The organism is Microbacterium sp. NPDC060117 (assembly GCF_042729315.1).
Lineage (GTDB): Bacteria > Actinomycetota > Actinomycetes > Actinomycetales > Microbacteriaceae > Microbacterium.
Window position 1 is genome coordinate 415945 of record NZ_JBHWXR010000004.1, and the last position, 21535, is coordinate 437479.

A 21535-nucleotide genomic window follows, 5' to 3' on the forward strand; every position below is an offset into this window, starting at 1 on the left:
CCGAGCCTCAGAGCTCCGGGACGATGCGGATCGCTCCCTTGTCCGCCGACTGGGCGAAGTGGGCGTAGGCGCGCAGCGCCGGGCTGACCTCGCGCACGCGGTCGCGCGGCCGGTATCCGCCGTTGGCCTCGAGGTGCTCGCGGCGGCGCTCCAGCTCCTCCCACGGCACGTCGAGTTCGAGCTTGCGGGTCGGGATGTCGATCGAGACGATGTCGCCGTCCTCGACGAGCGCGATCACGCCGCCGGCGGCCGCCTCGGGCGAGACGTGCCCGATGGACAGGCCCGAGGTGCCGCCGGAGAAGCGGCCGTCCGTGATCAGCGCGCACGCCTTGCCGAGTCCGCGACCCTTCAGGAACGAAGTCGGGTAGAGCATCTCCTGCATGCCGGGCCCGCCCTTCGGTCCCTCGTAGCGGATGACGACGACGTCACCCTCCTTGACCTGCTTGTTCAGGATCTTCTCCACGGCCTCGTCCTGCGACTCGCAGACGACGGCAGGGCCGGAGAAGGTCCAGATCGACTCGTCCACGCCTGCGGTCTTCACGACCGCGCCGTTCGCGGCGATGTTGCCGTGCAGCACGCCGAGGCCGCCGTCCTTCGAGTACGCGTGCGCGATGTCGCGGATGCAGCCGCCCTCGGCGTCGGTGTCCAGTGAGGCCCAGCGCTCCGACTGCGAGAACGCGGTGGACGAGCGGCGACCGCCGGGCGCCGCGTGCCACAGGTCCTGCGACACCTCGGAGGCCGATCCGCCGCGGATGTCCCATTCGTCGAGCCACTCGCCGAGCGTCGCGGCGTGCACCGTGTGCACGGTGTCGTCGAGCAGTCCGCCGCGGCGCAGCTCGCCCAGCAGGGCGGGGATGCCGCCGGCGCGGTGCACGTCCTCCATGTAGTACGTCTTGCCGCCCGCCGAGTTCGGGGCCACCTTGGCCAGGCACGGCACGCGCCGGGAGATCGCATCGATCTCGGCGAGGCCGAACTCCACGCCGGCCTCGTGCGCGGCGGCGAGCAGGTGCAGGATCGTGTTCGTGGATCCGCCCATCGCGATGTCGAGGGCCATCGCGTTGCCGAACGCGGCCTCGGTGGCGATGCTCTTCGGCAGCACGCTCTCGTCGTCGCCCTCGTAGTAGCGCTGGGCGATGTCGACGACCAGGGAGCCGGCCTTCTCGTACAGGGCGCGGCGCGCCGTGTGCGTCGCGAGCACCGACCCGTTGCCGGGCAGGGAGAGGCCGATCGCCTCGGTGAGGCAGTTCATCGAGTTCGCGGTGAACATGCCGGAGCAGGATCCGCAGGTCGGGCAGGCCGACTCCTCGATGCGCAGGATGTCGGCGTCCGAGATCTTCTCGTTCACGGCGTCGCTGATCGCGTCCACGAGGTCGAGGGAGCGCACGGTGCCGTCGACGAGCGTCGCCCGCCCGGCCTCCATCGGGCCGCCCGAGACGAACACGGTCGGGATGTTCAGGCGCAGCGCTGCCAGCAGCATGCCCGGGGTGATCTTGTCGCAGTTCGAGATGCACACGAGCGCATCGGCGCAGTGCGCGTTGACCATGTACTCGACGGAGTCCGCGATGAGGTCGCGCGACGGCAGCGAGTAGAGCATGCCGCCGTGGCCCATCGCGATGCCGTCGTCGACGGCGATGGTGTTGAACTCGCGGGGGATGCCGCCGGCCTCGCTGATCGCGTCCGACACGATGCGCCCGACGGGGGCGAGGTGCGTGTGCCCCGGCACGAACTCGGTGAAGGAGTTCGCGACGGCGATGATGGGCTTGCGTCCGAGGTCCTTGCCGTCGACGCCGGCGGCGCGGAAGAGGGCGCGAGCGCCGGCCATGTTGCGTCCGTGGGTGACCGTGCGAGAGCGATAAGCGACCATGGTGACCATTGTGGACCTCACGGGTGGTTCTGCCGAGCCCGGTCGCGAGGAGGCTTTGTACTAGTACTCGGAGTACTGTTTCGCCATGAGCTCCATTCACCGCGGAACCACACCCTCGTCGCCGGTCGGGACGGTCCGAGCAGGGGGACGGGCATGATCCGCCCGCGCACGCCCCGTCGCGAGCAGCTGGGTGACTTCCTCGCCTCCCGGCGCCGTGCGGCGCGACGTTCCGCGCTCGGGCTGCCGCAGGCCGCGCGGCGCGGCGACATCGGTCTCAGCCGCGAAGAGGTGGCGGCCCTCGCCGGGGTGAGCGCGAGCTGGTTCACCTGGCTCGAGCAGGGGCGCGACATCGGCGTCTCCCGCCAGGTGCTCGGCGCGGTGGCGCGGGTACTGCAGCTCAGCCCGGCCGAGATCGACTACGTGGTGCGACTAGCGGGGCCGGAGGAGGACGCCGCTGCCGAGGAGGCCGAGCGGATCCCGGATCACCTTCAGCGGCTCGTCGACGCACTCGCCTTTCCGGCGTTCGTCGTGGCGAGCGACTGGGCGATCGTGGGCTGGAACGTCCCGTACGCGCGTCTCTACGAGCCGATCGTCACCGTCGATGCCGGTGATCGCAACCTGCTCTGGCTGATCTACACGGATCCGCGGCTGCGTCGCATGCTGCCGGACTGGGACCAGGAGAGCAGGCGCTTCCTCGCGGAGTTCCGCGCGGAGTCGGGCGTGCGTCTGAGCTCGGACCGGCATCGGGCGCTCATCGATCGGCTGCTCGAGGAAAGCTCCGACTTCCGGATCCAGTGGGCCGAGCACGCGGTCGAGCGCTTCGCCTCCCGTCAGCGGGTGTTCCAGCATCCGAAGGACGGCCGGCTCGAGTTCGAGCACCACAGCCTCGTGCCCTCCGACGCCCCGGGCCTCTCGGTCGTGATGTACGTGCCGGTCTGAATCCGGTTCGAGGAGCGATGTCTGCTCCATCTGGCGCAGGAGGCGAGCGCACATCGCTCCCCGAAGACGAAAGAGGCGGTCAGCGCTCCAGGCGCAGCACCGTCGTGACGTTGAGACGGTGCGATGAGATCACCCGATAGCCGAGCGCCTGCAGGTGCTGCACGTCGGGGGAGCGCTCGGCGTCAGGACCGCGTTCGATCGCCCAGACGCCGGGCGTGAGGTCGCCGGCGGTGAGCCGGTCGTTCGGAACGGTGCGATCCCAGAGGCCGGGCTGGGTGCGGAACGAGGAGAGCAGGGCGGGATCGCGGAGTCCCGCGAGGTCGTCCGGATAGACCGCGGCGATCAGCCGCGGTCTATCCGAGTTCTTGGGGCGGTCGTCGTAGACGACGGCATCGCCGGTCCGGGCGTGCGCGCGCAGGTAGGCGGCGGCCTCGCGCCAGTCACTGCCGTCCTTCGCGTAGGGTCCGCGCAGGACGATGAGATTCGGGACGAACGCCGCCAGCACGACGGCGAGGAGGATCCCCGTCGCCGTCGTCGTGCGCAGCGGCGTGCGCCCGGCGAGCCACCGCGCAGTGGTCCGCACGCCGAGAGCGACCAGGATCGCCGCGGCGGGGACGCAGAACGACAGATACCGCACGGTGTACATCGGGGCGATCAGCACGCTCCCGATCAGGACCGCCGCGGTCGGCAGCGCCAGCCAGAGCAGCGCGAGCACGCCGAGACGGAGGCCGCGCGCATCCTGACGACGGCGGCGGAGCACGCCCGCCAACCCGATCACGATGAGCGCGCCGCACGGCCACGCAGTCACCGGGTCGAACCACTGCAGCGCCAGCACGCCCTGCGGCGTGATGTAGTCCCGGTGCGCGAGGAAGCCGATCTGGTTCTGCTCGGCGGCCGCGAGCCGGACGATCGGCACCGCCAGCAGGATGGCGACCGCGGCCCAGATCGCCCACCGCCAGAGCGACCGGCGGTGGAAGAGCAGTACGAAGACGCCGTGCACCACGAGCAACAGGGCCAGGTAGAGGAAGACGTAGATCGACACCGCGGCACCGACGGCGTAGACCGCCCACCCCCACCACGCGCGCCGCCCCTCCAGCTGGGCGAGCAGCAGCACGGTCAGCCACACCGCGATCGCCGAGCCGATCGCGTACGAGCGGGCCTCCGCGGCCATGAGCACGGTGCGCGGCAGGAGCGCGACGATGAGCCCTGCCGCGAGGGCGAGACGCGATCCGCCGAGCCGGCCCGCGAGCACGACGGTGCCCGCGGCGAGGAGTCCTGCGGCGATCGCGCTGGGCAGGCGCACGGCGAACTCGCTCGCGCCGAACAGATCGATCCACACATGCAGGAACGCGTAGTAGGCGCCGTGCACCCCGTCGACCGACTGCAGCATCCGCCACAGCTCGGGCCAGGTGCGCGAGGCCGACATGACGCTCGCGGCCTCATCGCCCCAGAACGAGGGGATCCAGGATCCGAGGACGCCGACCAGCGTGCCGACGATGCCCGCGATCAGGGCGATGCGCGGCAGGCGCGCGTCGGCAGGCGTGGACACAGGACGAGACTGGCTGATCCGCCTGTGAACCAGCCCGGTCGCGGACGTCGGCAACGATCAGGCCAGCGGCAGCCTCAGTGTCACCACCGTGCCGGAGTCCTCCGCGGATCGCAGGGCGACGGCACCGCCGTGGCGGCGCAGGATCGCTGCGACCAGGCTCAGCCCGATCCCGGATCCGGCGACGTCACGGGCGTTCTGAGCCCGGGCGAGCTCGTCGAACACCTGCGGGAGGTCGGACTCGGGGATGCCGCGGCCGGTGTCGGCCACGTCGATCACGGCCTGTCCCGCCTCCTCGCGCAGCCGCACCTCGATCGGGCCGCTCTCGGAGTACTTCGCGGCGTTGCCGAGCACGTTGTCGACCGCGAGCGAGAGGAGATCCAGATCGGCGGAGATCGGGGGCACCGGCCAGGGCACGCGGGTGACCGTCAGGGCCATGCGCGCGCCGGAAGCCGGATCCTGCTGTGCGAGTGCGGCGATCGCCTCGACCAGAAGCTGTTCGAGATCCACGGGTTCGCGCTCGAGCGGACGCGACTCCAGATCGGCGAGCTTGCGCAGGTCGCGCACCAGGGTGCCGAGCTTGGCCGCCTGCGCATCCACGATCGGCCAGGATTCGGCGCCGCCCACATTGTTCTGCGCGGCCGCCGAGGTCGCCAGGATCGCGGTGAGCGGGTTCTTCAGCTCGTGGTCGAGTCGCGCGAGGAAGCGCGCATGGTGCTGCCGCTCCTGAGCCGAACCTCGCGCCATGGCCGCGTCGAGCGCGATCTGCGCGCGGACCCGGCGTCGGGTGCGCACGGCGATGGCCGCGAGGACCCCGAGCGCGATCACGCTGAGCAGGATCCCCGCGCCCGCGGCCACGGCGGGCAGTGCGATCCTGACCTGCACCTGGCGCAGGTCCCCGGCCGCCGCCAGCACCGCCGCGATCGCCGCTCCGAGCACCGCGGGCGCAGCAGCGAGGATCCACCACAGGGGCCGTGAGCCGCGCCCACCACGACCTCCGACCGCGCTCGCCGCACGACCCGGCCCACCGGCGTTCACGCCGCCCCCACAGGAGCGGCGAACCGGTATCCGAAGCTCTGCACCGTCTCCACGAATCGCGGGGCCGCAGCATCGTCGCCGAGCACGCGGCGCAGTTCGGAGACGCGATGGTCGACCGCTCGGCTCGACGTGGCGAAGTCGAAGCCCCACAGCGTCGACAGCAGGCGGTCCCGGCTGTGCACCTCGTCGGCGTGCAGCATGAGGTACTCCAGCAGCGTCATCGCCTTGGGGGTGAGCGTGAGCTCGACGTCGGCGAGCCAGGCGCGTCGTGCGGTGCGGTCGAGCACGAGGTCGTGGGCGCGCAGCCGCCCGGCGGTGGCGAGGGAGGGGCCTCCGGCCGCGGTGCGACGCAGCACGGCGCGGATCCGCGAGATGAGCTCGTGCGGGTCGAAAGGCTTGTTGAGGTAGTCGTCCGCACCCTCGTCCAGGGCCGCGCTGCGCTCCCACGACTCGCCCACCTGGGTGAGCAGGATGATCGGCAGCCACAGGCTGCGGGCGCGCATGCGCCGCACGAACTCCCGGCCGTCGAGGTGCGGCATGAGCACGTCGCACACGACGAGGTCCGGGGCGCGGCGCTCCACCGCGGCGAGGCCCCGCGCGCCGTCGCCGGCGATCTCCACGTCGAACCCGCTGCGTTCCAGGAAGGGTCCGAGGGCGCCCGTGATGGCCTCATCGTCGTCGACGAGCAGGATCCGGGGGCGCGGGGTATCGCCCATGTCAGCCGGCCTTCAGGGTGTTGGCGGTGCCGATGTCGGAGATCGCGGGTGTGGAGCCGGTCCAGTTCACGATGTTCCCGTCGCCGTTGACCACGAGCTCGCGCACGGACTCCGCGAGCACGACGTTGGCGGATCCGATCACCGACAGGGAGGTGACGTCGTCCGCCACCACCTGCGCGCCCTGGGCGTTAACGATGAGCCGGTCGCAGGGCCCCTCCACATGCACCGCGACCGCGTCCTGCATGAGGGTGAGCTCGCCGTCGCAGCGCTGCGTCGTGGTGGCGGCGGCGATCAGCCCGGCGCGGGAGACCGCGTCCGCCATGGTGACGGGCGCATCGGTCTGCGGCACCGGCTTCGGCGGGCCGGACGGGCGCTCGCCCTTCACATCGACGGACGCGTCGGGGGATGGACTGCGCGACGGGTGCGCCGTGTCGACGACGCTGATCGAACAGCCGGTGAGGCCCGCCGCCAGAGCGAGGGCGGTGATGAGGAGTGCGGGGATGCGGCTGCCGTGCATGGTCTTCTCCGGTCGTTCCGAGGCGGGCGTTTCCGAGGCGGCGGATCAGTGGCCGGCCGGGATGAAGATCTCGACCCGCCGGTTCAACTGCCGCCCGGCGGGGTCGTCCTGGCCATCGATCTCGTTCGGTGCGACGGGGCGCGTCTCGCCGTAGCCGACCGCCTCCATCGCCGTGGCGGCGCCGGCCTTCCGGAGCGCGTCCACGACCGACTGCGCGCGACGCTCGCTGAGGTCCTGGTTGTCGGCGTCGTCTCCGATCGCATCGGTGTGACCTGAGATCTCCGCATTCGCGACGTTCTTCGAGACCAGCACCTGCGCGACGGACGCGATCGTCTTCGCGGCGTCGGCGCGGATGTCGCTGCGGTCGAAGTCGAACAGGACCCCGTCCTGGAACGTGATCGTGGTACCGCACGACGAGATCGGGGCGAGGGCGGCGATCGGCGGGAAGCTGCCGAGCTTCGCCACGGCGGGAAGCCTCTCCGCCTTCACCGTCTTCCCGTTGACCTTCGCGGTGCCGTCGCCGTAGTTCTGGATCGAGATGCCCGGGCCGGCGTAGTCACCGGATCCGTCGCCGAAGTTCTGGATGCGCACCGATCCCGCCGTGTAGTCGCCGGATCCGTCGCCGAAGTTCTGGATCGCCATGCCGGGCGCGGCGTAATTGCCGGACCCGTCGCCGAACACCTGGACGGTGATGCGACCGTCGCTGTAGTTGCCGGATCCGTCGCCGAAGTTCTGGATGCGCACGGAGCCGGCCGTGTAATTGCCGGATCCGTCTCCGAAGTTCTCGATCGTGACGCCGTTGATCGTGGAGACACCGGATCCGTCTCCGAAGTTCTGCACCGAACCGTCCGGTCCCGTGTAGTTGCCCGACCCGTCGCCGTAGAGCATCGCGGATCCTGCTCCCGACACCACCTTCCCGCCGGCGTCGCAGCGGGCCGGGGAGACGGTGACGCCCGGAACGCCGTCGAAGGCGGTGCTCACCTCGATCGCGAAGGCGTCAGCGGATCCGGAGAGAAGGCCGAGGTCGGGCAGCCGGAACAGGGGGACCGGCGGGAACTGACCGACGTCGTAGCCGGGGATGGTCGCGGCGGCGGGCTTCGCGGCGGCGCTCGAGGAGGGGCCGTGCGAGGGCTTCGCGGTCCCGTCGCCCGACACCGGCGCGGCGGAGGAGCATCCGGCGAGGGCGAGGACGGCGATGGTCGTGGCGGTCGCGGTGACGAGGGCGGCACGCCGGGTGGGGTGAGGCGCGCGGTGCTGCGTGGTGCTCATGACTCGAGGCTATCGACCCGGTGTCGCCGTCCCGTCGCGGCCGTGTCTCGATCCTGCGACACGCTCCGGTGGCCTGCGGCAGGGGCGCGGCGCACGCCGTCCGCCGCGGAGCGATCTCGGGGATCAGCCGCTGCGTCCGCCGTAGCCCAGCCGGCGCTGCAGCTGCCGGGCGGTCTCGGCGACGGCGTCGGCGACAGCCTTCTCGTCGACCGAGCCCTCCTCGGACCAGGTGACGGCGACGGCCGCCACCGGCCAGTCCACGTGGTCGCGCACGGCGATGCCGACCGAGCGGAACCCCGGGGTCACCTCGCCGTCCTCGCGGGCGATGCCGTCGCGGCGCACCTCGCGCAGCAGCTCGTTCAGCTCGCGCGGGCGTGCGGGCCCGCCGCCGGTGCGCTGCGCGAAAGATGCGGCATCGGGGTACAGCGCACGCACCTGCTCGCGGGGGAGCGCGGCGAGCATGGCCCGGCCGGTCGCGGTGAGGTGCGCCGGGAGCCGCACCCCCACGTCGGTAATGAGGGCGGGGCGCCGGAGCGCGCGCTCCTCGACGATGTAGAGCACGTCGCGCCCGGTCATCACGGCGAGATGCGCGCTCTCGCCGAGGCGGTCGGCGAGCCCGGCCAGCAGTGGACGGCCGAGCCGCGCCAGCGGCTCCTGCCGCGCGTAGCCGCCGGCCAGCTCGAAGGCGCTCGTGCCGAGGCCCCAGCGGCGCTCCTGCGGCAGGTGCACGACGAACCCGTGCGCCTCGAGGGTCGCGAGCAGGTGGTAGACGGTGGAGCGGGGGATGTCGAGCTCGCGGGCCAGCGCGGATGCCGCGACCGGCCCCGCGCGGCGGGCCAGGAACCGCAGGATCCGCAGCGTGTGCTCGGCCGCGGGCACCTGCGGGCGGTCGTCGCGGGCGCTCGTCGGCGAGCCCGCCCCGGCGCCGTGGTCGGTGCGATCGGCGTTCACGGTCCCAGGATGCCATGCTCGCGGCGCGCCGGGCCGTCGCCCGCGGCGGGGGCCAGGACGGCGCGGCACGCGAGGTGCATCGCGAGGCGGGTCTCGGGATCCGTGAGGTCGACGCCGAGGAGCTCCTGCACCCGCCGGATCCGCACTGCGACGGTGTTGCGATGCAGGTTCAGCGACGCGGCTGTGGCGACCAGGCTCGACTCCTGGTCGAGGTAGACGGAGAGCGTACGCAGCAGATCTCCGCTCGCGCCCTGCAACGGTGCGAGGAGCGACGCCGCCGCGGGCACGAACGTGTCGTTGCCGGTCCAGGCCAGCAGCAGCTGCTCGAGTCCGAGGCTGTCGACGCGGACGAACCAGCCCGTTGCCGAGCGCAACGCCGCGATCCTGGCCGCATCCGCGGCCTCGTCCAGCGTCGCGGCGAGCCCCGCGGGCCCGCGCTGCAGCGATCCCACGCCCGTGGCGATCGCGAACGAGCGCCCCACCTCGCGGTGCAGGGCGCGCAGACCGCGCGCGAGCCGTTCGACGGTCACGGGGTCTGGAGCCTCGGAGAACGCGAGCCATCCGCTCAGCCCGCGGCCGGCCGTGGTGACGTGCGCCTCTGCGGCGATCCCGCCGAGTGCGGCACGCACCGCGCGCAGCAGCGGCAGCGGATCCAGCCGGCCCCGTCCGACCATCCGGAAGCCGAGATGATGTCCGGACGTGCGCCAGCCGCGCTCGCCCATGCGGCGCTCGATGTCGTCGTCCGCGAGGCCCCTCGCATCGACGAAATCGCGGAGCAGGGCGGACGAGGCCGAGACGTCGTTCACCTCGGCGACCTCGTCGATGAGGATCCGCGCCGCGACGGCCGGCATCGCGACCTCGGCCGCGACCGAGAGCGCGGCGAGCTGGCTCTCGCTCAGCCCCGCACCGAAGACGACCAGACGCAGACCCGGCCTGCTCGGGCTGTCCACGCGCACCGAGGCCGCGGCGGCGTCGCCGGCACGGGCGATGTCGACCCAGGGGCGGAAGTCGATCGCCGCGTGCAGTGCCGGATCGAGGTCGCCGCCCGAGGAGTGCAGCACGTCGGTGCCGTCGACGAGTGCGAGCGGATGGCCGAGATTCGCGGACACCTGGCGCAGCAGATCCGACAGATCCCGGGCCGGGTACTCGAACGAGCGTGCGACCTTGCGCACGTGCGAGAGGGTGAGGGCGTCCTGCGCCTGCACGAGCATCCAGCACGCCTGGGCGAGCACGATGGGCCGCTGCACGTCGAGGAGGCAGATCCCCAGCCGCTCCGCGAGCCGCTGCGTGCCGGGGTCGAACGCGCCGGCTCCCGGCATCGCGACGCCGCCGAAGCCGCGCTCGCGGATCCGGCGCAGCATCGCGTCCTGCTGCCAGGGCGTCCTCGGCGCGGCGTCGAGCAGCACTGCGAGGCCGCCGTCGAGGACCGCGGGCAGGTCGGCCTCGGCCGATTCCACGGCGACCGCGTCCCATGCGGCGTCTTCGGGCCCGGCGATCCGGCGCAGGCCGCCGTTCTCGGGGTGTGCGCGGAGGCCCGCGAGCGACAGTCGCGCGGTCATGCGGCGTCCAGCTCGGCGAGTCCGTACGTCGACGGCAGCACGCGGCGCAGGCGCTCGGGACGCTCCAGCCACCAGTCGGGCGCCGGCAGCGAGAGCACGACCACGCGCCGTCCCGGAACGAGGTCGGTGACCTGCAGGATCTCGCGCGACGCGGCGTCGAGGACGACGATGATCGCCGGTGCGGAGGCGAGCAGTTCTCCGTCGCTGAGCACCGCCAGGGACTCCGAGCGGGTCACGACGCGATCCACCGCGCCGCCGGGGCCCGCGATCTCGACCGACTGCACATGCGGATCGGCGTGGTGCGCTGAGATCCGGTCGATCCGGCCCTCGGTCAGCAGCCTCGCTCCGAGCCGCGCGGCGAGCTCCGCCGGGGGCGCGAAGCGGGCGGCGAGGAAGGCGCGACCCAGCGCGAGCGCGCGCCGCTGGTGTCCGGGCATCGCGTGCTCGCGGAGATCCCCGACCGTGAACCCGGCGAGCACGGCCGCGCCGCTCCCTCCCGCCTGGATGATGGCGGAGCGGACGATGCGCTCCGCGTCCACGGCGCGATCCGTCTCGACGAGAGCGACTCCGCCGGCGCCGCTCTCGCACGTGAACACGAGGCCCGGCACCCGGTCGACGAAGAGCGACATCTGATCGAGCTCCGGCACGGCGCGGCCGGTGCAGTCGGCATCGACGATCGTGCGCTCGCCGGCGAACAGGAACGGGACGAGGCTGTTCAGGCCGCCGCCCTCGATCGAGCAGACGGCGGGGATCCGCGTGCCCAGCCAGCGCTCCGCCGCGGCCACCAGGCGTCCGAACGGCGCGAGGCCCGGCATTCGCTCGCCGAGCAGGATCGTGGAGCCCACGAACGCGGCGCCGAAGCACGGTGTCGAGGGATCCAGCTCGTCCACGTCCGCGAGCGGACGCGGACCGGAGTCGTCGCCGGCGAGCATGAGCTCGAGCATGGTGGTCGTGCCGCCGCCGCCCGAGCCGAGCAGCGCGCAGCCCAGCGCGAGCGCGGCCACGTCCTCGGGTCGCAGTCGCCACGCCATCGTCCCAGACTAGAGGTCTCGTAACGGATCGGGATCGGCTCCCTGGGCCGGTTCGGGTCCGGCCCAGGGAGCCGGCTCAGGCGCCGAGCCGCTCGACCGGGAGGAACGGCTCGGCGAGGCCGAAGGCCGAGGGGCCGAACGCGGCGAGGGCGCCCTCGGTGCGCATCATGTCCGGCGTCGAGATGCCGAGCACGCGCACGCGCTGGCCGTAGCGCAGCCCCTCGGTCGTGATCGGCTCGGCTGTCTCGTGATCCACGACGCAGATGAGATCCGGCACGATCGCGACGACCTCGCCGTCTCGCCGCGCGATGAGGTTCTCGTTCTGGAACAGGATCTCGAAGGAGCCGTCGCCCTCGAGCGGTGCGATCACGGCGCGTCCCTTCGCGAACCCCTCGGTGGTACGACGTTCGACGTCGAGCACCTTGCCCACGGCGAGTTCGCGCACGTGGGTGTACAGCGTGCGGGAGAGCGTCTCGGCGATCGCGTCGAAGGGGGAGCGGTGCTGCTCGCGGGCCTCGCGGATCGCGCGGCCGAGGGCGAGCGCCATCGAGATCGTGCGGGGAACCGCGGTCCGGCGCACGTCCGCGCCGGACATCGCGTACTCCGCGATGTGCCCGACTCCGCCGAGCCGGATGGTGATCGCGCGGGCGAGCCACTCCATCTGGCGGTCGTCGTCGCCGGTGTCGATGATCACGGTCTCGCCGCGCTCGCCGGCGAGGGCGAGGGGCGAGCCGTGCACGCCGTACACCGCGAACGTCTCCATGGACAGCTCGGGGAAGGCGCGCCCCATGCCGTCCGCATCGACCACGGGCATCCCGGTCTCGGCGGCGACGACGAGCGGGATCATCGAGTTGATCCCGCCGCACTCGATCGGCATCGTGGCGTCGGCTGTCCGCCCCAGGTGCGCCTCGAGGGCGCGCAGCGCGAGCGTCGGCTCTGTACCCGCCGGGATCTTCTCGACCATCACGGTGGGTGCGCCCATCTGCGCCGTCGGGATCACGAAGAGGTCATCCGGAAGGTCCTCCGGATCCAGGATCGTGATCGCGCCGTCGCCGAGGACCCGCTCGACGAGCTTGCTGCCGATGTAGGGGTCCCCGCCGCCGCCCGTGCCCAGCAGCGTCGCGCCGCGGGCGAGGTCGGGGAGGTCGGCCGCGGTGAGCTGCCAGCTCATGCCGCGCCCGCCGTCGCGAAGGAATCTCCGGCGGAGACGGTGCCGTCGTAACGGTGCGCCGGCATGTCGTAGCCGAAGTAGCCGGGACCGACCATCGCGAGCGCCTCGGCGGTGTGCCAGCGCTCGTCGGCGGGGGCCGCGAGCACGCGCACGCGCTGGCCGTAGCGGAGGGCCTCGGTCGTGATCGGCTCCCCGGACTCTCCCTCGACGACCATGATGAGATCCGGCGTGGTCGCGAGGATCCGCCCGTCGGCCTCGGCGACGAGGTGCTCGTTCTGGAACTGCAGGGTGAGCGCGGTGCCGCCCTCGCCCTCGATTCGCGCGCGGCCGCGCGCGAATCCGGTCGTCGTGGCGCGCTGCACGTCGACGACCTTGCCGTCGAAGAGCTCGCGCCCGGAGAGCTCGCGGACCGCGGCCGCGACCGGATCCGTCTTCGCCGCACGGGCGTCGGCGATCGCGCGGCCCACTGTGATGCACCGGGACAGCGAGCCGCCGACGAGGCCGGTTCTGGCCTGCGCGCCGGTCATCGAGAAGCCGGCGATCATCGTGGAGCAGCCCATCTCGACGGTCGCGACGCGTGCGATCCGCTCCGTCCAGGTGTTGTCGATCGTCTGCAGGACTGCGACGTTGCCCTTCTCGTCGCTGAGCGCGAGGGGCGAGGCGGTGACGCCGATGAGCGTGGGCAGCACCATCTGCAGCTCCGGGAACGCGCGGCCCATGCCGTCGGCGTCCACGAGTGGCAGTCCGAGCGCCGCGGCGGCCGCGACGGGGATCGTCGAGTTCACCCCGCCCACCTCCGCGCACGCGATGTGGGTGACGGGGCGGCCCAGATGCGAGCCGAGGGCGCGCACGGGCTCGACGACCTCGTCCAGGCTCGGGAGCTTCTCCACCATGACGGTCGGTGCGCCCATCATCGCGACGAACAGCACGTGCGCATCGTCGGGGACCTCGGCGAGGTCGAGGACCGGGACGGGGCCGTCCGACAGCGCCTGCCGGGCGAGGAGGGATCCGATGTAGGGATCGCCGCCGCCGCCGGTGCCGAACACGGCGGCGCCGCGGGCGAGATCCTCGATCTGCGCGGTGTCGATCTGCCAGCCCATCTCAGGCCCCCATGTCCAGGTCGCCGACGGCCTTGGCGCGAATGCGCGTGGCGTTGCCGGGCAGGTACGGGATCGGGACCTCGTCGAAGTCGATGATCGCGACCGTGGACGGCTTCGCGCCGGCGGCGATCGCCTTGTCGACGGCCTCGGCGCGCACGGCCGCGATGGTCTCGTCGCGCGCGCCGGGGGCGATCGCGTAGACCTTGTCGATCTCGCCGCCGACCTGAGCGATCGAGGCGCCGATCGCGTTCGCGACCGCGTAGTTCTCCGGGCGGTGCACGGGGCCGAAAGGCTCCAGCACGTCCGGCAGCAGGATGGATCCGCCGCCGACCGCCACGACCGCGATCGGGTCGGGGGAGGTGCGCATCCTGTCCACGGCCTCCGCGACGCGCTCAGCGATACGCGCGAGCACGCGCGCCACGAACTCCGGATCGAGGTGCGCGACCTTCGCGGGGTCGCCGACCTCGGCGCGCCCTGCCGCGACCGCGATGTCGGTCGCGGTGAGGGTCGAGCCGCCGAAGACGAGCGCTTCGGTGCCGAGGCGGTAGCCGACCGAGGCGGGGCCGACCTCGGCGGTCTCCTCGTCCACGATGCTCCCGCCGCCGATGCCGAGGGAGAGCACGTCGGGCATGCGGAAGTTCGTGCGGATGCCGGCGACCTTCACCTCGTTCGCGGTCTCGCGGGGGAAGCCGTTCACGAGCAGGCCGATGTCCGCCGTGGTGCCGCCCACATCGATCACGGCGCAGTCCTGCAGGCCGCTCGTGGCCGCGGCCCCGCGCATCGAGTTGGTCGGGCCGGAGGCGAAGGTCGCGACCGGATAGCGGCGCACGTACTCGTCGTCCATCAGTGTGCCGTCGTTCTGGCTGAGGAAGATCGGCGCCTCGATGCCGTGCGCCCGGACGGCAGCGGTGAGGCCGTCGACGATCTCGGAGGCGAGCTCGCGCAGGGCGGCGTTGATGATCGTCGCGTTCTCACGCTCGAGGATGCCGATCCGGCCGATCTCGTGCGAGAGGGAGATCGCCACGTCGTCGCCGAGGACCTCGCCGAGGATCTCCGCGGCGCGCACCTCGAGGTCGTGGTTGACCGGGCTGAACACGGCCGAGATCGCGACCGAGCGGATCCCATGCGCCTTCATGTCCGCGGCGATCCCGCGCAGCTCCTCGGGATCGAGCGGGGAGATCGGGCGACCGTCGAACTCGTAGCCGCCGTGCGCGAGGTAGCTGCGCGCCCGGGCGGCCTCGAGCAGTTCGCCCGGCCAGTCCACGAGCGGGGGGAGGGCTCGGGTCGCGGGCAGTCCGAGCCGGAGGGCGGCGGTGGGGGCGAGGCGACTGGCCTGCACGAGCGCGTTGATGAAGTGCGTCGTGCCGATCATGACGGCCTCGATGTCGGATCCCTCGAACGGATGGTGCGCGCGCAGATCCTCGATCGCCTGCACGATCCCGTCGGTCACGTCGGGGGTGGTGGAGTGCTTCACCCCGGCGAGGGTGTGGGCGCCGTCCATGAGGACGGCATCCGTGTTGGTGCCGCCGACGTCGATGCCGATGTGCATGGTTCTCGCTTTCTCGGTGTTTCCGGGACTTGTGGTCCCGTCGCGGGGAGTCGGAAGGCGCCGCGCCCCGCGACGGAGTCTGGGGGTCAGACGGCCGCGCTCTCCGCGGGATCGGCCTGACGGGTGGGGACGGCGCCGACGCCGCGGACGAGGCCCAGCTTGCCCGCCGCGATGTACAGGATCATCGAGAGGAACAGGCTGATGAGGGACGGGATGCCCCAGGTCACGAAGTAGCCGACGAGCGACGAGACCAGCCAGACCACGATCGTGGCGGGCACGATGCGCGGGGCGGAGGCGGGCAGCACGCCCTCCTCGCGGCTGGCGTCGAGCTCGCCGCGCCAGCGGCGCACGATGAAGTACTCGGCGACCATGATGCCTGCGATCGGCGGGAACGCGACGCTCAGCACGATGAGGAACTGGGTGAACTGCCCGAGGATCCCGGCGGCGGCGAGGACGGATCCGACCACGCCGAGCACGATCGTCGTCGTCACGCGGTGCAGGTTCTTGCCGAAGGTCGTGGAGACGAAGTTCACCAGGCCCAGGGCCGAGGAGTAGAGGTTCCAGTCGTTGATCTTGAGCGTTCCCGTGATGACGATGATGAGGCCGACGAGGCCGACCGAGCTCGTCACGATCGCGACGATGTCGCCCGACTTCGCGGCGTGCGCGAGGAGCACGCCGGCCAGGCCGATGACGAACTCGCCGAGCGTGACGCCCACGACGGTCTGCTTGACCACATCGGCGCGGGAGCGGTTGAAGCGCGTCATGTCGCCGGTGATGATCGCACCCACGATGAGGCCGCCGGCGACGATGCCGGTGCCGGCCCAGACGCTGATGTGCGGGCCCGGCGCGGGGCTCGTGAGCAGCGTGCCGAGGTCGTGACGGCTGAGCTCGGAGATCACCGACCAGCCCACGAGGATGAGGAACAGCGGCACGGTGATGTTCGCGAGCCACTGCATCCCGAGGAAGCCGAACGCGACGATGGCGGTGACGGCGAGGCCGAACAGCAGGCTCCACAGCCAGGTCGGCAGCACGCCGGGCATGAGCGCGTCGAGCGACTGCGCGGAGATCGCGGACTGGATGCCGAACCAGCCGATGAGGCTGATGCCGATCGCGAGACCCACGAGCGCCGCGCCGATCTCGCCGAAGCCGGTCCAGCGGGCGAGGAGGGCCGTGTTCAGGCCCTCGCGCTGCCCGATGAACCCGACGATGCACATGATGACCTCGAGGATGACGGATCCGAGCAGGAACGCGAGCGCGGCCTCCCCGAAGCTCATCCCGTATCCCAGCGTCGCGCCGAGGAGGAACTGCGACAGGGCGGAGACCTGGCCGAAGCGCTGCACGGCGATGCCGAACCAGGGCTTTCGTGCTTCGGGAGTCACGCGGGAGAGGGCGAAGTCGTCGTGCGGCGCGATGCGGGCCATGGTGGGTTTCCTTCGGGCGGAAGAGGATGGTGCCGCTCACGCTAGTGACGAGCCGTCCGCCCCACCATGTGCGATCTGCACTGATCTCATCGTTCGATCAACAGAGCGCACATCTCCTCCGTCGCGGCGGCGGTCATCCGAGGATCTGTGATCGCGCGAACCCGATCCCTCCCGGGGCTCCCGGGACCGGTCCGAGCGGTGCGCAGTCTTTCCTCCACTTGTCTGTGATCCCAGACAGGACGTCCTCCTGGGCCCTGTCCGAGCGGCAGACGAGGGTGTGAAATCGTCTCATGGCCCACACTTCCCCCGTCACCATCGGCGCGGCGCCTCTGCGCCCCGAGGACGTCGTCTCCGTCGCCCGCTACCTCGCACCCGTCGTCATCGACGCCGGTGCGCTCGACCGCGTCGCCGCCTCCCGCGGCGTCATCGAAGGCATGGCCGCCGACCCCAAGCCGCACTACGGCGTCTCGACCGGCTTCGGGGCTCTGGCCACCACCTTCATCGCCCCCGAGCGCCGCCGCCAGTTGCAGCTCAGCCTGATCCGCTCCCACGCGGCCGGCACCGGCCCGGAGGTCGAGACCGAGGTCGTCCGCGGGCTGCAGCTGCTGCGCCTGCAGACGCTCGCCTCGGGCCACACCGGTGTCCGTCCCGTGGTCGTCGAGACCTACGCCGCGATGCTCAACGCCGGGATCACCCCGATCGTCCGCGAGTACGGTTCGCTGGGCTGCTCGGGCGATCTCGCCCCGCTCGCCCACGTGGCGCTCGCCAGCATGGGCGAGGGCGACGTGCGCAACGCCGCCGGCGACCTCGTCCCCGCGGCCGACGCGCTCGCCATGGCCGGCATCGCGCCGCTCGAGCTGCAGGAGAAGGAGGGCCTCGCCCTCATCAACGGCACCGACGGCATGCTCGGCATGCTGTCGCTCGCGCTGCACGACCTGGACAACCTCTTCCTCACCGCCGACATCTCGGCCGCGATGTCGATCGAGTCGCAGCTCGGCACGGACGCGGTCTTCGCCGCCGACCTCATGGCGCTGCGCCCGCAGGTCGGCCAGGCCGTCTCCGCGGCGCACCTGCGCGCGTTCCTGGGCTCCTCGCCGATGGTCGCCAGCCACAAGGGCCCGGAGGACGGCCGCGTGCAGGACGCCTACTCGCTGCGTTGCTCGCCGCAGGTGCACGGCGCCGCCCGCGACACCGCCGCATACGCCACCACGATCGCCGAGCGCGAGCTGGCGAGCGTCGTCGACAACCCCGTGGTCACCAGCGACGGCCGGATCGAGTCCAACGGCAACTTCCACGGCGCCCCGGTCGCCGCCGTGCTCGACTTCCTGGCGATCTCCGTCGCCGATGTCGCCTCGGTGGCCGAGCGCCGCACCGACCGCGCGCTCGACCCCGCCCGCAGCCATGGCCTGCCCCCGTTCCTCGCGGACGAGGTCGGCGTCGACTCCGGCCTGATGATCGCGCAGTACGCGGCCGCCGGCATCGTCTCCGAGCTCAAGCGGCTCGCGGTCCCGGCCTCGGTCGACTCGATCCCGTCCTCCGCGATGCAGGAGGACCACGTCTCGATGGGCTGGGCCGCCGCCCGCAAGCTCCGCCGCGCGATCGACGGCCTCGGCCGCGTGCTCGCGATCGAGATCCTCACCGGCGCCCGCGCGCTCGACCTGCGCGCGCCGCTCGAGGCCGGACCCGCCACCGGCGCGGTCCGCGACCTCGTCCGCACCGTGGCCGGCGGCCCCGGCCCGGACCGATTCCTCAGCCCTGACATGGAGGCCGTGACTGCGCTCGTGCAGTCCGGCCAGATCGCTGCGATTGCGAAGGAGCACGCGAATGACTGACACCACCACCACTGCCGGCCCGACCCTGTCGGACCCGACCCGTTCGATCCGCGCTCCCCGCGGCAACGAGCGCACCGCGAAGAGCTGGGGCGCCGAGGCCGCCAAGCGCATGCTCATGAACAACCTCGACCCCGAGGTCGCTGAGCACCCCGAGGACCTCGTGGTCTACGGCGGCACCGGCCGTGCCGCGCGCAGCTGGGAGGCGTACGACGCGATCGTGCGCACCCTGGACGAGCTCGAGCCCGACGAGACCCTGCTCGTGCAGTCCGGCAAGCCGGTCGGCGTGTTCCGCACCCACGAGTGGGCGCCGCGCGTGCTCATCGCGAACTCCAACCTCGTCGGCGACTGGGCCACCTGGCCCGAATTCCGCAAGCTCGAGGCCGAGGGCCTGATGATGTACGGCCAGATGACGGCCGGATCCTGGATCTACATCGGATCCCAGGGCATCCTGCAGGGCACGTACGAGACGTTCGCCGCCGTGGCCCGCTCGCTCGGCAAGGACTCGCTCAAGGGCACCCTGTCGCTCACCGGCGGTGCCGGTGGCATGGGCGGCGCGCAGCCGCTCGCCGTGACCCTGAACGACGGCGCCTGCCTCATCGTGGACGTCGACGAGTCGCGTCTCGCGCGCCGCGTCGACCACGGCTACCTCGACGTGTACTACACCGACCTCGACGAGGCGATCGCCCGTGCCGTCAAGGCCAAGGAGGACGGCGAGGCGCTCTCGGTCGGCATCGTCGGCAACGCCGCCGAGGTCTTCCCCGAGCTGTTCCGCCGTGGCGTGCCGATCGACATCGTCACCGACCAGACCAGCGCGCACGACCCGCTCGCGTACCTGCCCATCGGCATCTCGGTCGCCGACTGGAAGGCCGAGGCCGAGCGGGACCCCGAGGAGTTCACCCGTCGCTCGCGCGAGGCCATGGCCGCGCACGTCCGGGCGATGGTCGCGTTCCAGGACGCCGGTGCCGCGGTGTTCGACTACGGCAACTCGATCCGTGCCGAGGCCGTTCTCGGCGGCTTCGACCGCGCGTTCGAGTTCCCCGGCTTCGTGCCGGCGTACATCCGCCCCCAGTTCGAAGAGGGCCGCGGCCCGTTCCGCTGGGCCGCGCTCTCGGGCGACCCGGAGGACATCTACAAGACCGACCGTGCCATCGCGGAGCTCTTCCCCGAGGATGCCGCCCTGCACCGCTGGCTGGAGAAGGCCGGCGAGAAGGTGCACTTCGAGGGACTGCCCGCCCGCATCTGCTGGCTGGGCTATAAGGAGCGCCACCTGGCGGGCCTGAAGTTCAACGAGATGGTCGCCTCGGGCGAGCTGTCCGCTCCGATCGTCATCGGCCGCGACCACCTCGACTCCGGTTCCGTCGCCAGCCCGTACCGCGAGACCGAGGCCATGAAGGACGGCTCCGACGCGATCGCCGACTGGCCTCTCCTGAACGCGCTGCTGAACACCGCCTCCGGCGCGAGCTGGGTCTCGCTGCACCACGGCGGCGGTGTCGGCATCGGCCGGTCCATCCACGCCGGTCAGGTGACCGTCGCGGACGGATCCGCGCTCGCCGCGGAGAAGCTCGAGCGCGTGCTCACCAACGACCCGGGTACCGGCGTCATGCGGCACGTCGACGCGGGCTACGACCACGCGAAGGACATCGCACGCGAGCGCGGTCTCAAGGTCCCGATGGGGCTCTGAACAGAGCTCGGACATCGATCCGGGGTCGTTGAGCGAGGACGCGCGTAGCGCTCAAACCGAGCGTCGCGCTGAGCGAGCGAAGCGAGACGAAGTGACGAGACGTGGTTCCCACAGGGGCTCGGCGTTTCGCCTCGTTCACTCGCTCAACGGCCCCGGATGACACTTTTGCGAAAGGCTGAGGACATGCGGATCCTGATCACGAACATCGGCGAACTCACGACGAACGTCGCCGAGGGCGACGACGTCTGCGGCACGCTGCACGACGTCGCCGTGCTCGTCGAGGGCGAGCGGGTCGCCTGGGTCGGCCCGGCGGCCGACGCACCGGATGCCGATGAGATCGTCGACGCGGCGGGTCGCGCGGTGATCCCCGGCTTCGTGGACAGCCACAGCCACCTCGTCTTCGGCGGCGACCGCGCCGCGGAGTTCGAGGCCCGCATGCAGGGCCAGAAGTACGCGGCGGGCGGGATCCGTTCCACGGTCGCCGCGACCCGCGCCGCGACCGATGACGAGCTGCGCGCGCGCCTGCGCGGTTTCCTCGACGAGATGCTCGCCCAGGGCACGACGACGGTCGAGATCAAGAGCGGCTACGGCCTCGACGTCGCGACCGAGGAGCGCCTGGTGCGCCTCGCCGCCGAGGTCACCCCCGAGGTCACGTTCCTCGGCGCGCACGTGGTGCCGGCCGAGTACGCCGACCGCGGCGACGAGTACGTCGACCTCGTGACGGGGGAGATGCTCGGCGCCTGCGCCCCGCACGCCAAGTGGATCGACGTGTTCTGCGAGACCGGCGCCTTCACGGTGCCGCAGTCCCGCCGCGTGCTCGAGGCCGGCATCGCCCGCGGGCTGCAGCCGCGCGTGCACGCGAGCCAGCTCGGCCCCGGGGAGGGGGTGCAGCTGGCCGTCGAGCTCGGCGCCGCCTCGATCGACCACGGCACCTACCTCACCGACGACGACGTGACCGCGCTCGCCGCATCGGACACCGTCCTCACCCTCCTGCCCGGCGTGGAGTTCTCCACCCGGCAGCCCTACCCGGATGCCCGTCGGCTCATCGACGCCGGCGTCACGGTGGCGATCGCCTGCGACACGAACCCGGGATCCAGCTTCACCTCATCGATGCCGTTCTGCATCGCGGTCGCCGTGCGCGACATGCGCATGACCGTCGCCGAGGCGATCCACGCCGCGACCGCCGGCGGAGCAGCGGCCCTGCGCCGCGACGACATCGGCCGCATCGCCCCCGGCATGCACGCCGACCTCGTGCTGCTGAAGAGTCCGAGCCGCGTGCACCTCGCGTACCGTCCCGGAGTGCCGCTCGTCGAGGCGGTCTGGAAGGACGGCGTGCGGTTCGCCTGATCGG

The 21535-nt window shown here is 72.0% G+C and carries 17 protein-coding genes; 4 read left to right on the top strand and 13 right to left on the bottom strand.

Going from position 1 to position 21535, the window contains the following annotated elements:
- Window positions 1-7: 7 nt before the first annotated feature.
- Window positions 8-1864: a dihydroxy-acid dehydratase gene (gene ilvD / locus ACFWCK_RS17755; RefSeq protein ID WP_378807131.1), complete on the bottom strand. Its 1857-nt coding sequence runs from the start codon at window positions 1862-1864 to the stop codon at window positions 8-10.
- 153 nt (window positions 1865-2017) lie between these two features.
- Here ilvD and ACFWCK_RS17760 point away from each other — a divergent pair, with 153 nt between their 5' ends.
- On the top strand, window positions 2018-2803 hold the full coding sequence (locus tag ACFWCK_RS17760) for a helix-turn-helix transcriptional regulator (RefSeq protein WP_378807132.1): 786 nt from the start codon (window positions 2018-2020) through the stop codon (window positions 2801-2803).
- Window positions 2804-2882: 79 nt separating this feature from the next.
- On the opposite strand, the gene ACFWCK_RS17765 is transcribed toward ACFWCK_RS17760, so the two are convergent.
- From ACFWCK_RS17765 to ACFWCK_RS17820, 12 genes are all read right to left on the bottom strand, one after another.
- Window positions 2883-4352: a glycosyltransferase family 39 protein gene (locus ACFWCK_RS17765; protein WP_378807133.1), complete on the bottom strand. Its 1470-nt coding sequence runs from the start codon at window positions 4350-4352 to the stop codon at window positions 2883-2885.
- 57 nt (window positions 4353-4409) lie between these two features.
- Window positions 4410-5387 carry a sensor histidine kinase gene (locus ACFWCK_RS17770; protein WP_378807134.1) on the bottom strand — a complete coding sequence of 326 codons (978 nt, stop codon included), beginning with the start codon at window positions 5385-5387 and terminating at the stop codon, window positions 4410-4412.
- Window positions 5384-6103: a response regulator transcription factor gene (locus ACFWCK_RS17775; RefSeq protein WP_378807135.1), complete on the bottom strand. Its 720-nt coding sequence runs from the start codon at window positions 6101-6103 to the stop codon at window positions 5384-5386. The genes ACFWCK_RS17770 and ACFWCK_RS17775 overlap by 4 nt, the downstream gene beginning before the upstream one ends.
- Window position 6104: 1 nt before the next feature.
- Window positions 6105-6620, bottom strand: coding sequence for a DUF3060 domain-containing protein (locus ACFWCK_RS17780; protein WP_378807136.1), 516 nt, complete (start codon window positions 6618-6620; stop codon window positions 6105-6107).
- Between the two features lie 45 nt (window positions 6621-6665).
- Window positions 6666-7889, bottom strand: coding sequence for an OmpA family protein (locus ACFWCK_RS17785; protein WP_378807137.1), 1224 nt, complete (start codon window positions 7887-7889; stop codon window positions 6666-6668).
- Between the two features lie 123 nt (window positions 7890-8012).
- Complete coding sequence (locus tag ACFWCK_RS17790; protein ID WP_233311561.1) at window positions 8013-8768, bottom strand: IclR family transcriptional regulator; 756 nt, start codon at window positions 8766-8768, stop codon at window positions 8013-8015.
- Between the two features lie 68 nt (window positions 8769-8836).
- Window positions 8837-10399, bottom strand: a complete 1563-nt coding sequence (locus ACFWCK_RS17795; protein WP_378807138.1) for a PucR family transcriptional regulator — start codon at window positions 10397-10399, stop codon at window positions 8837-8839.
- Window positions 10396-11430 (bottom strand): DUF917 family protein, encoded by a 1035-nt coding sequence (locus ACFWCK_RS17800; protein WP_378807139.1) that lies wholly within the window; start codon window positions 11428-11430, stop codon window positions 10396-10398. Before ACFWCK_RS17800 ends, ACFWCK_RS17795 begins: the two co-directional genes overlap by 4 nt.
- 76 nt (window positions 11431-11506) lie before the next feature.
- The gene (locus ACFWCK_RS17805) at window positions 11507-12601 is read right to left on the bottom strand and encodes a DUF917 domain-containing protein (protein ID WP_378807140.1); all 1095 of its coding nucleotides are present in this window, start codon (window positions 12599-12601) and stop codon (window positions 11507-11509) included.
- The gene (locus ACFWCK_RS17810; protein ID WP_378807141.1) at window positions 12598-13701 is read right to left on the bottom strand and encodes a DUF917 domain-containing protein; all 1104 of its coding nucleotides are present in this window, start codon (window positions 13699-13701) and stop codon (window positions 12598-12600) included. Before ACFWCK_RS17810 ends, ACFWCK_RS17805 begins: the two co-directional genes overlap by 4 nt.
- 1 nt (window position 13702) lies before the next feature.
- On the bottom strand, window positions 13703-15250 hold the full coding sequence (locus ACFWCK_RS17815) for a hydantoinase/oxoprolinase family protein (RefSeq protein ID WP_233311406.1): 1548 nt from the start codon (window positions 15248-15250) through the stop codon (window positions 13703-13705).
- A gap of 86 nt (window positions 15251-15336) precedes the next feature.
- On the bottom strand, window positions 15337-16671 hold the full coding sequence (locus tag ACFWCK_RS17820; protein WP_378807142.1) for a purine-cytosine permease family protein: 1335 nt from the start codon (window positions 16669-16671) through the stop codon (window positions 15337-15339).
- A gap of 290 nt (window positions 16672-16961) precedes the next feature.
- On the opposite strand from ACFWCK_RS17820, the gene hutH reads away from it, so the two are divergent.
- The 3 genes from hutH to hutI all read left to right on the top strand — a co-directional run bounded on the left by hutH (window position 16962) and on the right by hutI (window position 21531).
- On the top strand, window positions 16962-18503 hold the full coding sequence (gene hutH, locus ACFWCK_RS17825) for a histidine ammonia-lyase (RefSeq protein WP_378807143.1): 1542 nt from the start codon (window positions 16962-16964) through the stop codon (window positions 18501-18503).
- Window positions 18496-20184 carry a urocanate hydratase gene (gene hutU / locus ACFWCK_RS17830; protein WP_233311403.1) on the top strand — a complete coding sequence of 563 codons (1689 nt, stop codon included), beginning with the start codon at window positions 18496-18498 and terminating at the stop codon, window positions 20182-20184. Before hutH ends, hutU begins: the two co-directional genes overlap by 8 nt.
- Window positions 20185-20367: 183 nt before the next feature.
- Window positions 20368-21531: an imidazolonepropionase gene (hutI, locus tag ACFWCK_RS17835; RefSeq protein WP_378807145.1), complete on the top strand. Its 1164-nt coding sequence runs from the start codon at window positions 20368-20370 to the stop codon at window positions 21529-21531.
- The last annotated feature ends 4 nt before the right edge of the window (window positions 21532-21535 follow it).

Bases quoted from the DNA above. Each gene is read 5' to 3' on its own strand.
- ACFWCK_RS17785 (WP_378807137.1), bottom strand. From the start codon at position 7,889: ATGAGCACCACGCAGCACCGCGCGCCTCACCCCACCCGGCGTGCCGCC.
- ilvD (WP_378807131.1), bottom strand. From the start codon at position 1,864: ATGGTCGCTTATCGCTCTCGCACGGTCACCCACGGACGCAACATGGCC.
- ACFWCK_RS17780 (WP_378807136.1), bottom strand. From the start codon at position 6,620: ATGCACGGCAGCCGCATCCCCGCACTCCTCATCACCGCCCTCGCTCTG.
- hutU (WP_233311403.1), top strand. From the start codon at position 18,496: ATGACTGACACCACCACCACTGCCGGCCCGACCCTGTCGGACCCGACC.
- ACFWCK_RS17815 (WP_233311406.1), bottom strand. From the start codon at position 15,250: ATGCACATCGGCATCGACGTCGGCGGCACCAACACGGATGCCGTCCTC.
- ACFWCK_RS17805 (WP_378807140.1), bottom strand. From the start codon at position 12,601: ATGAGCTGGCAGCTCACCGCGGCCGACCTCCCCGACCTCGCCCGCGGC.
- ACFWCK_RS17795 (WP_378807138.1), bottom strand. From the start codon at position 10,399: ATGACCGCGCGACTGTCGCTCGCGGGCCTCCGCGCACACCCCGAGAAC.
- hutI (WP_378807145.1), top strand. From the start codon at position 20,368: ATGCGGATCCTGATCACGAACATCGGCGAACTCACGACGAACGTCGCC.
- ACFWCK_RS17820 (WP_378807142.1), bottom strand. From the start codon at position 16,671: ATGGCCCGCATCGCGCCGCACGACGACTTCGCCCTCTCCCGCGTGACT.
- ACFWCK_RS17810 (WP_378807141.1), bottom strand. From the start codon at position 13,701: ATGGGCTGGCAGATCGACACCGCGCAGATCGAGGATCTCGCCCGCGGC.
- ACFWCK_RS17760 (WP_378807132.1), top strand. From the start codon at position 2,018: ATGATCCGCCCGCGCACGCCCCGTCGCGAGCAGCTGGGTGACTTCCTC.
- ACFWCK_RS17800 (WP_378807139.1), bottom strand. From the start codon at position 11,430: ATGGCGTGGCGACTGCGACCCGAGGACGTGGCCGCGCTCGCGCTGGGC.
- hutH (WP_378807143.1), top strand. From the start codon at position 16,962: ATGGCCCACACTTCCCCCGTCACCATCGGCGCGGCGCCTCTGCGCCCC.
- ACFWCK_RS17775 (WP_378807135.1), bottom strand. From the start codon at position 6,103: ATGGGCGATACCCCGCGCCCCCGGATCCTGCTCGTCGACGACGATGAG.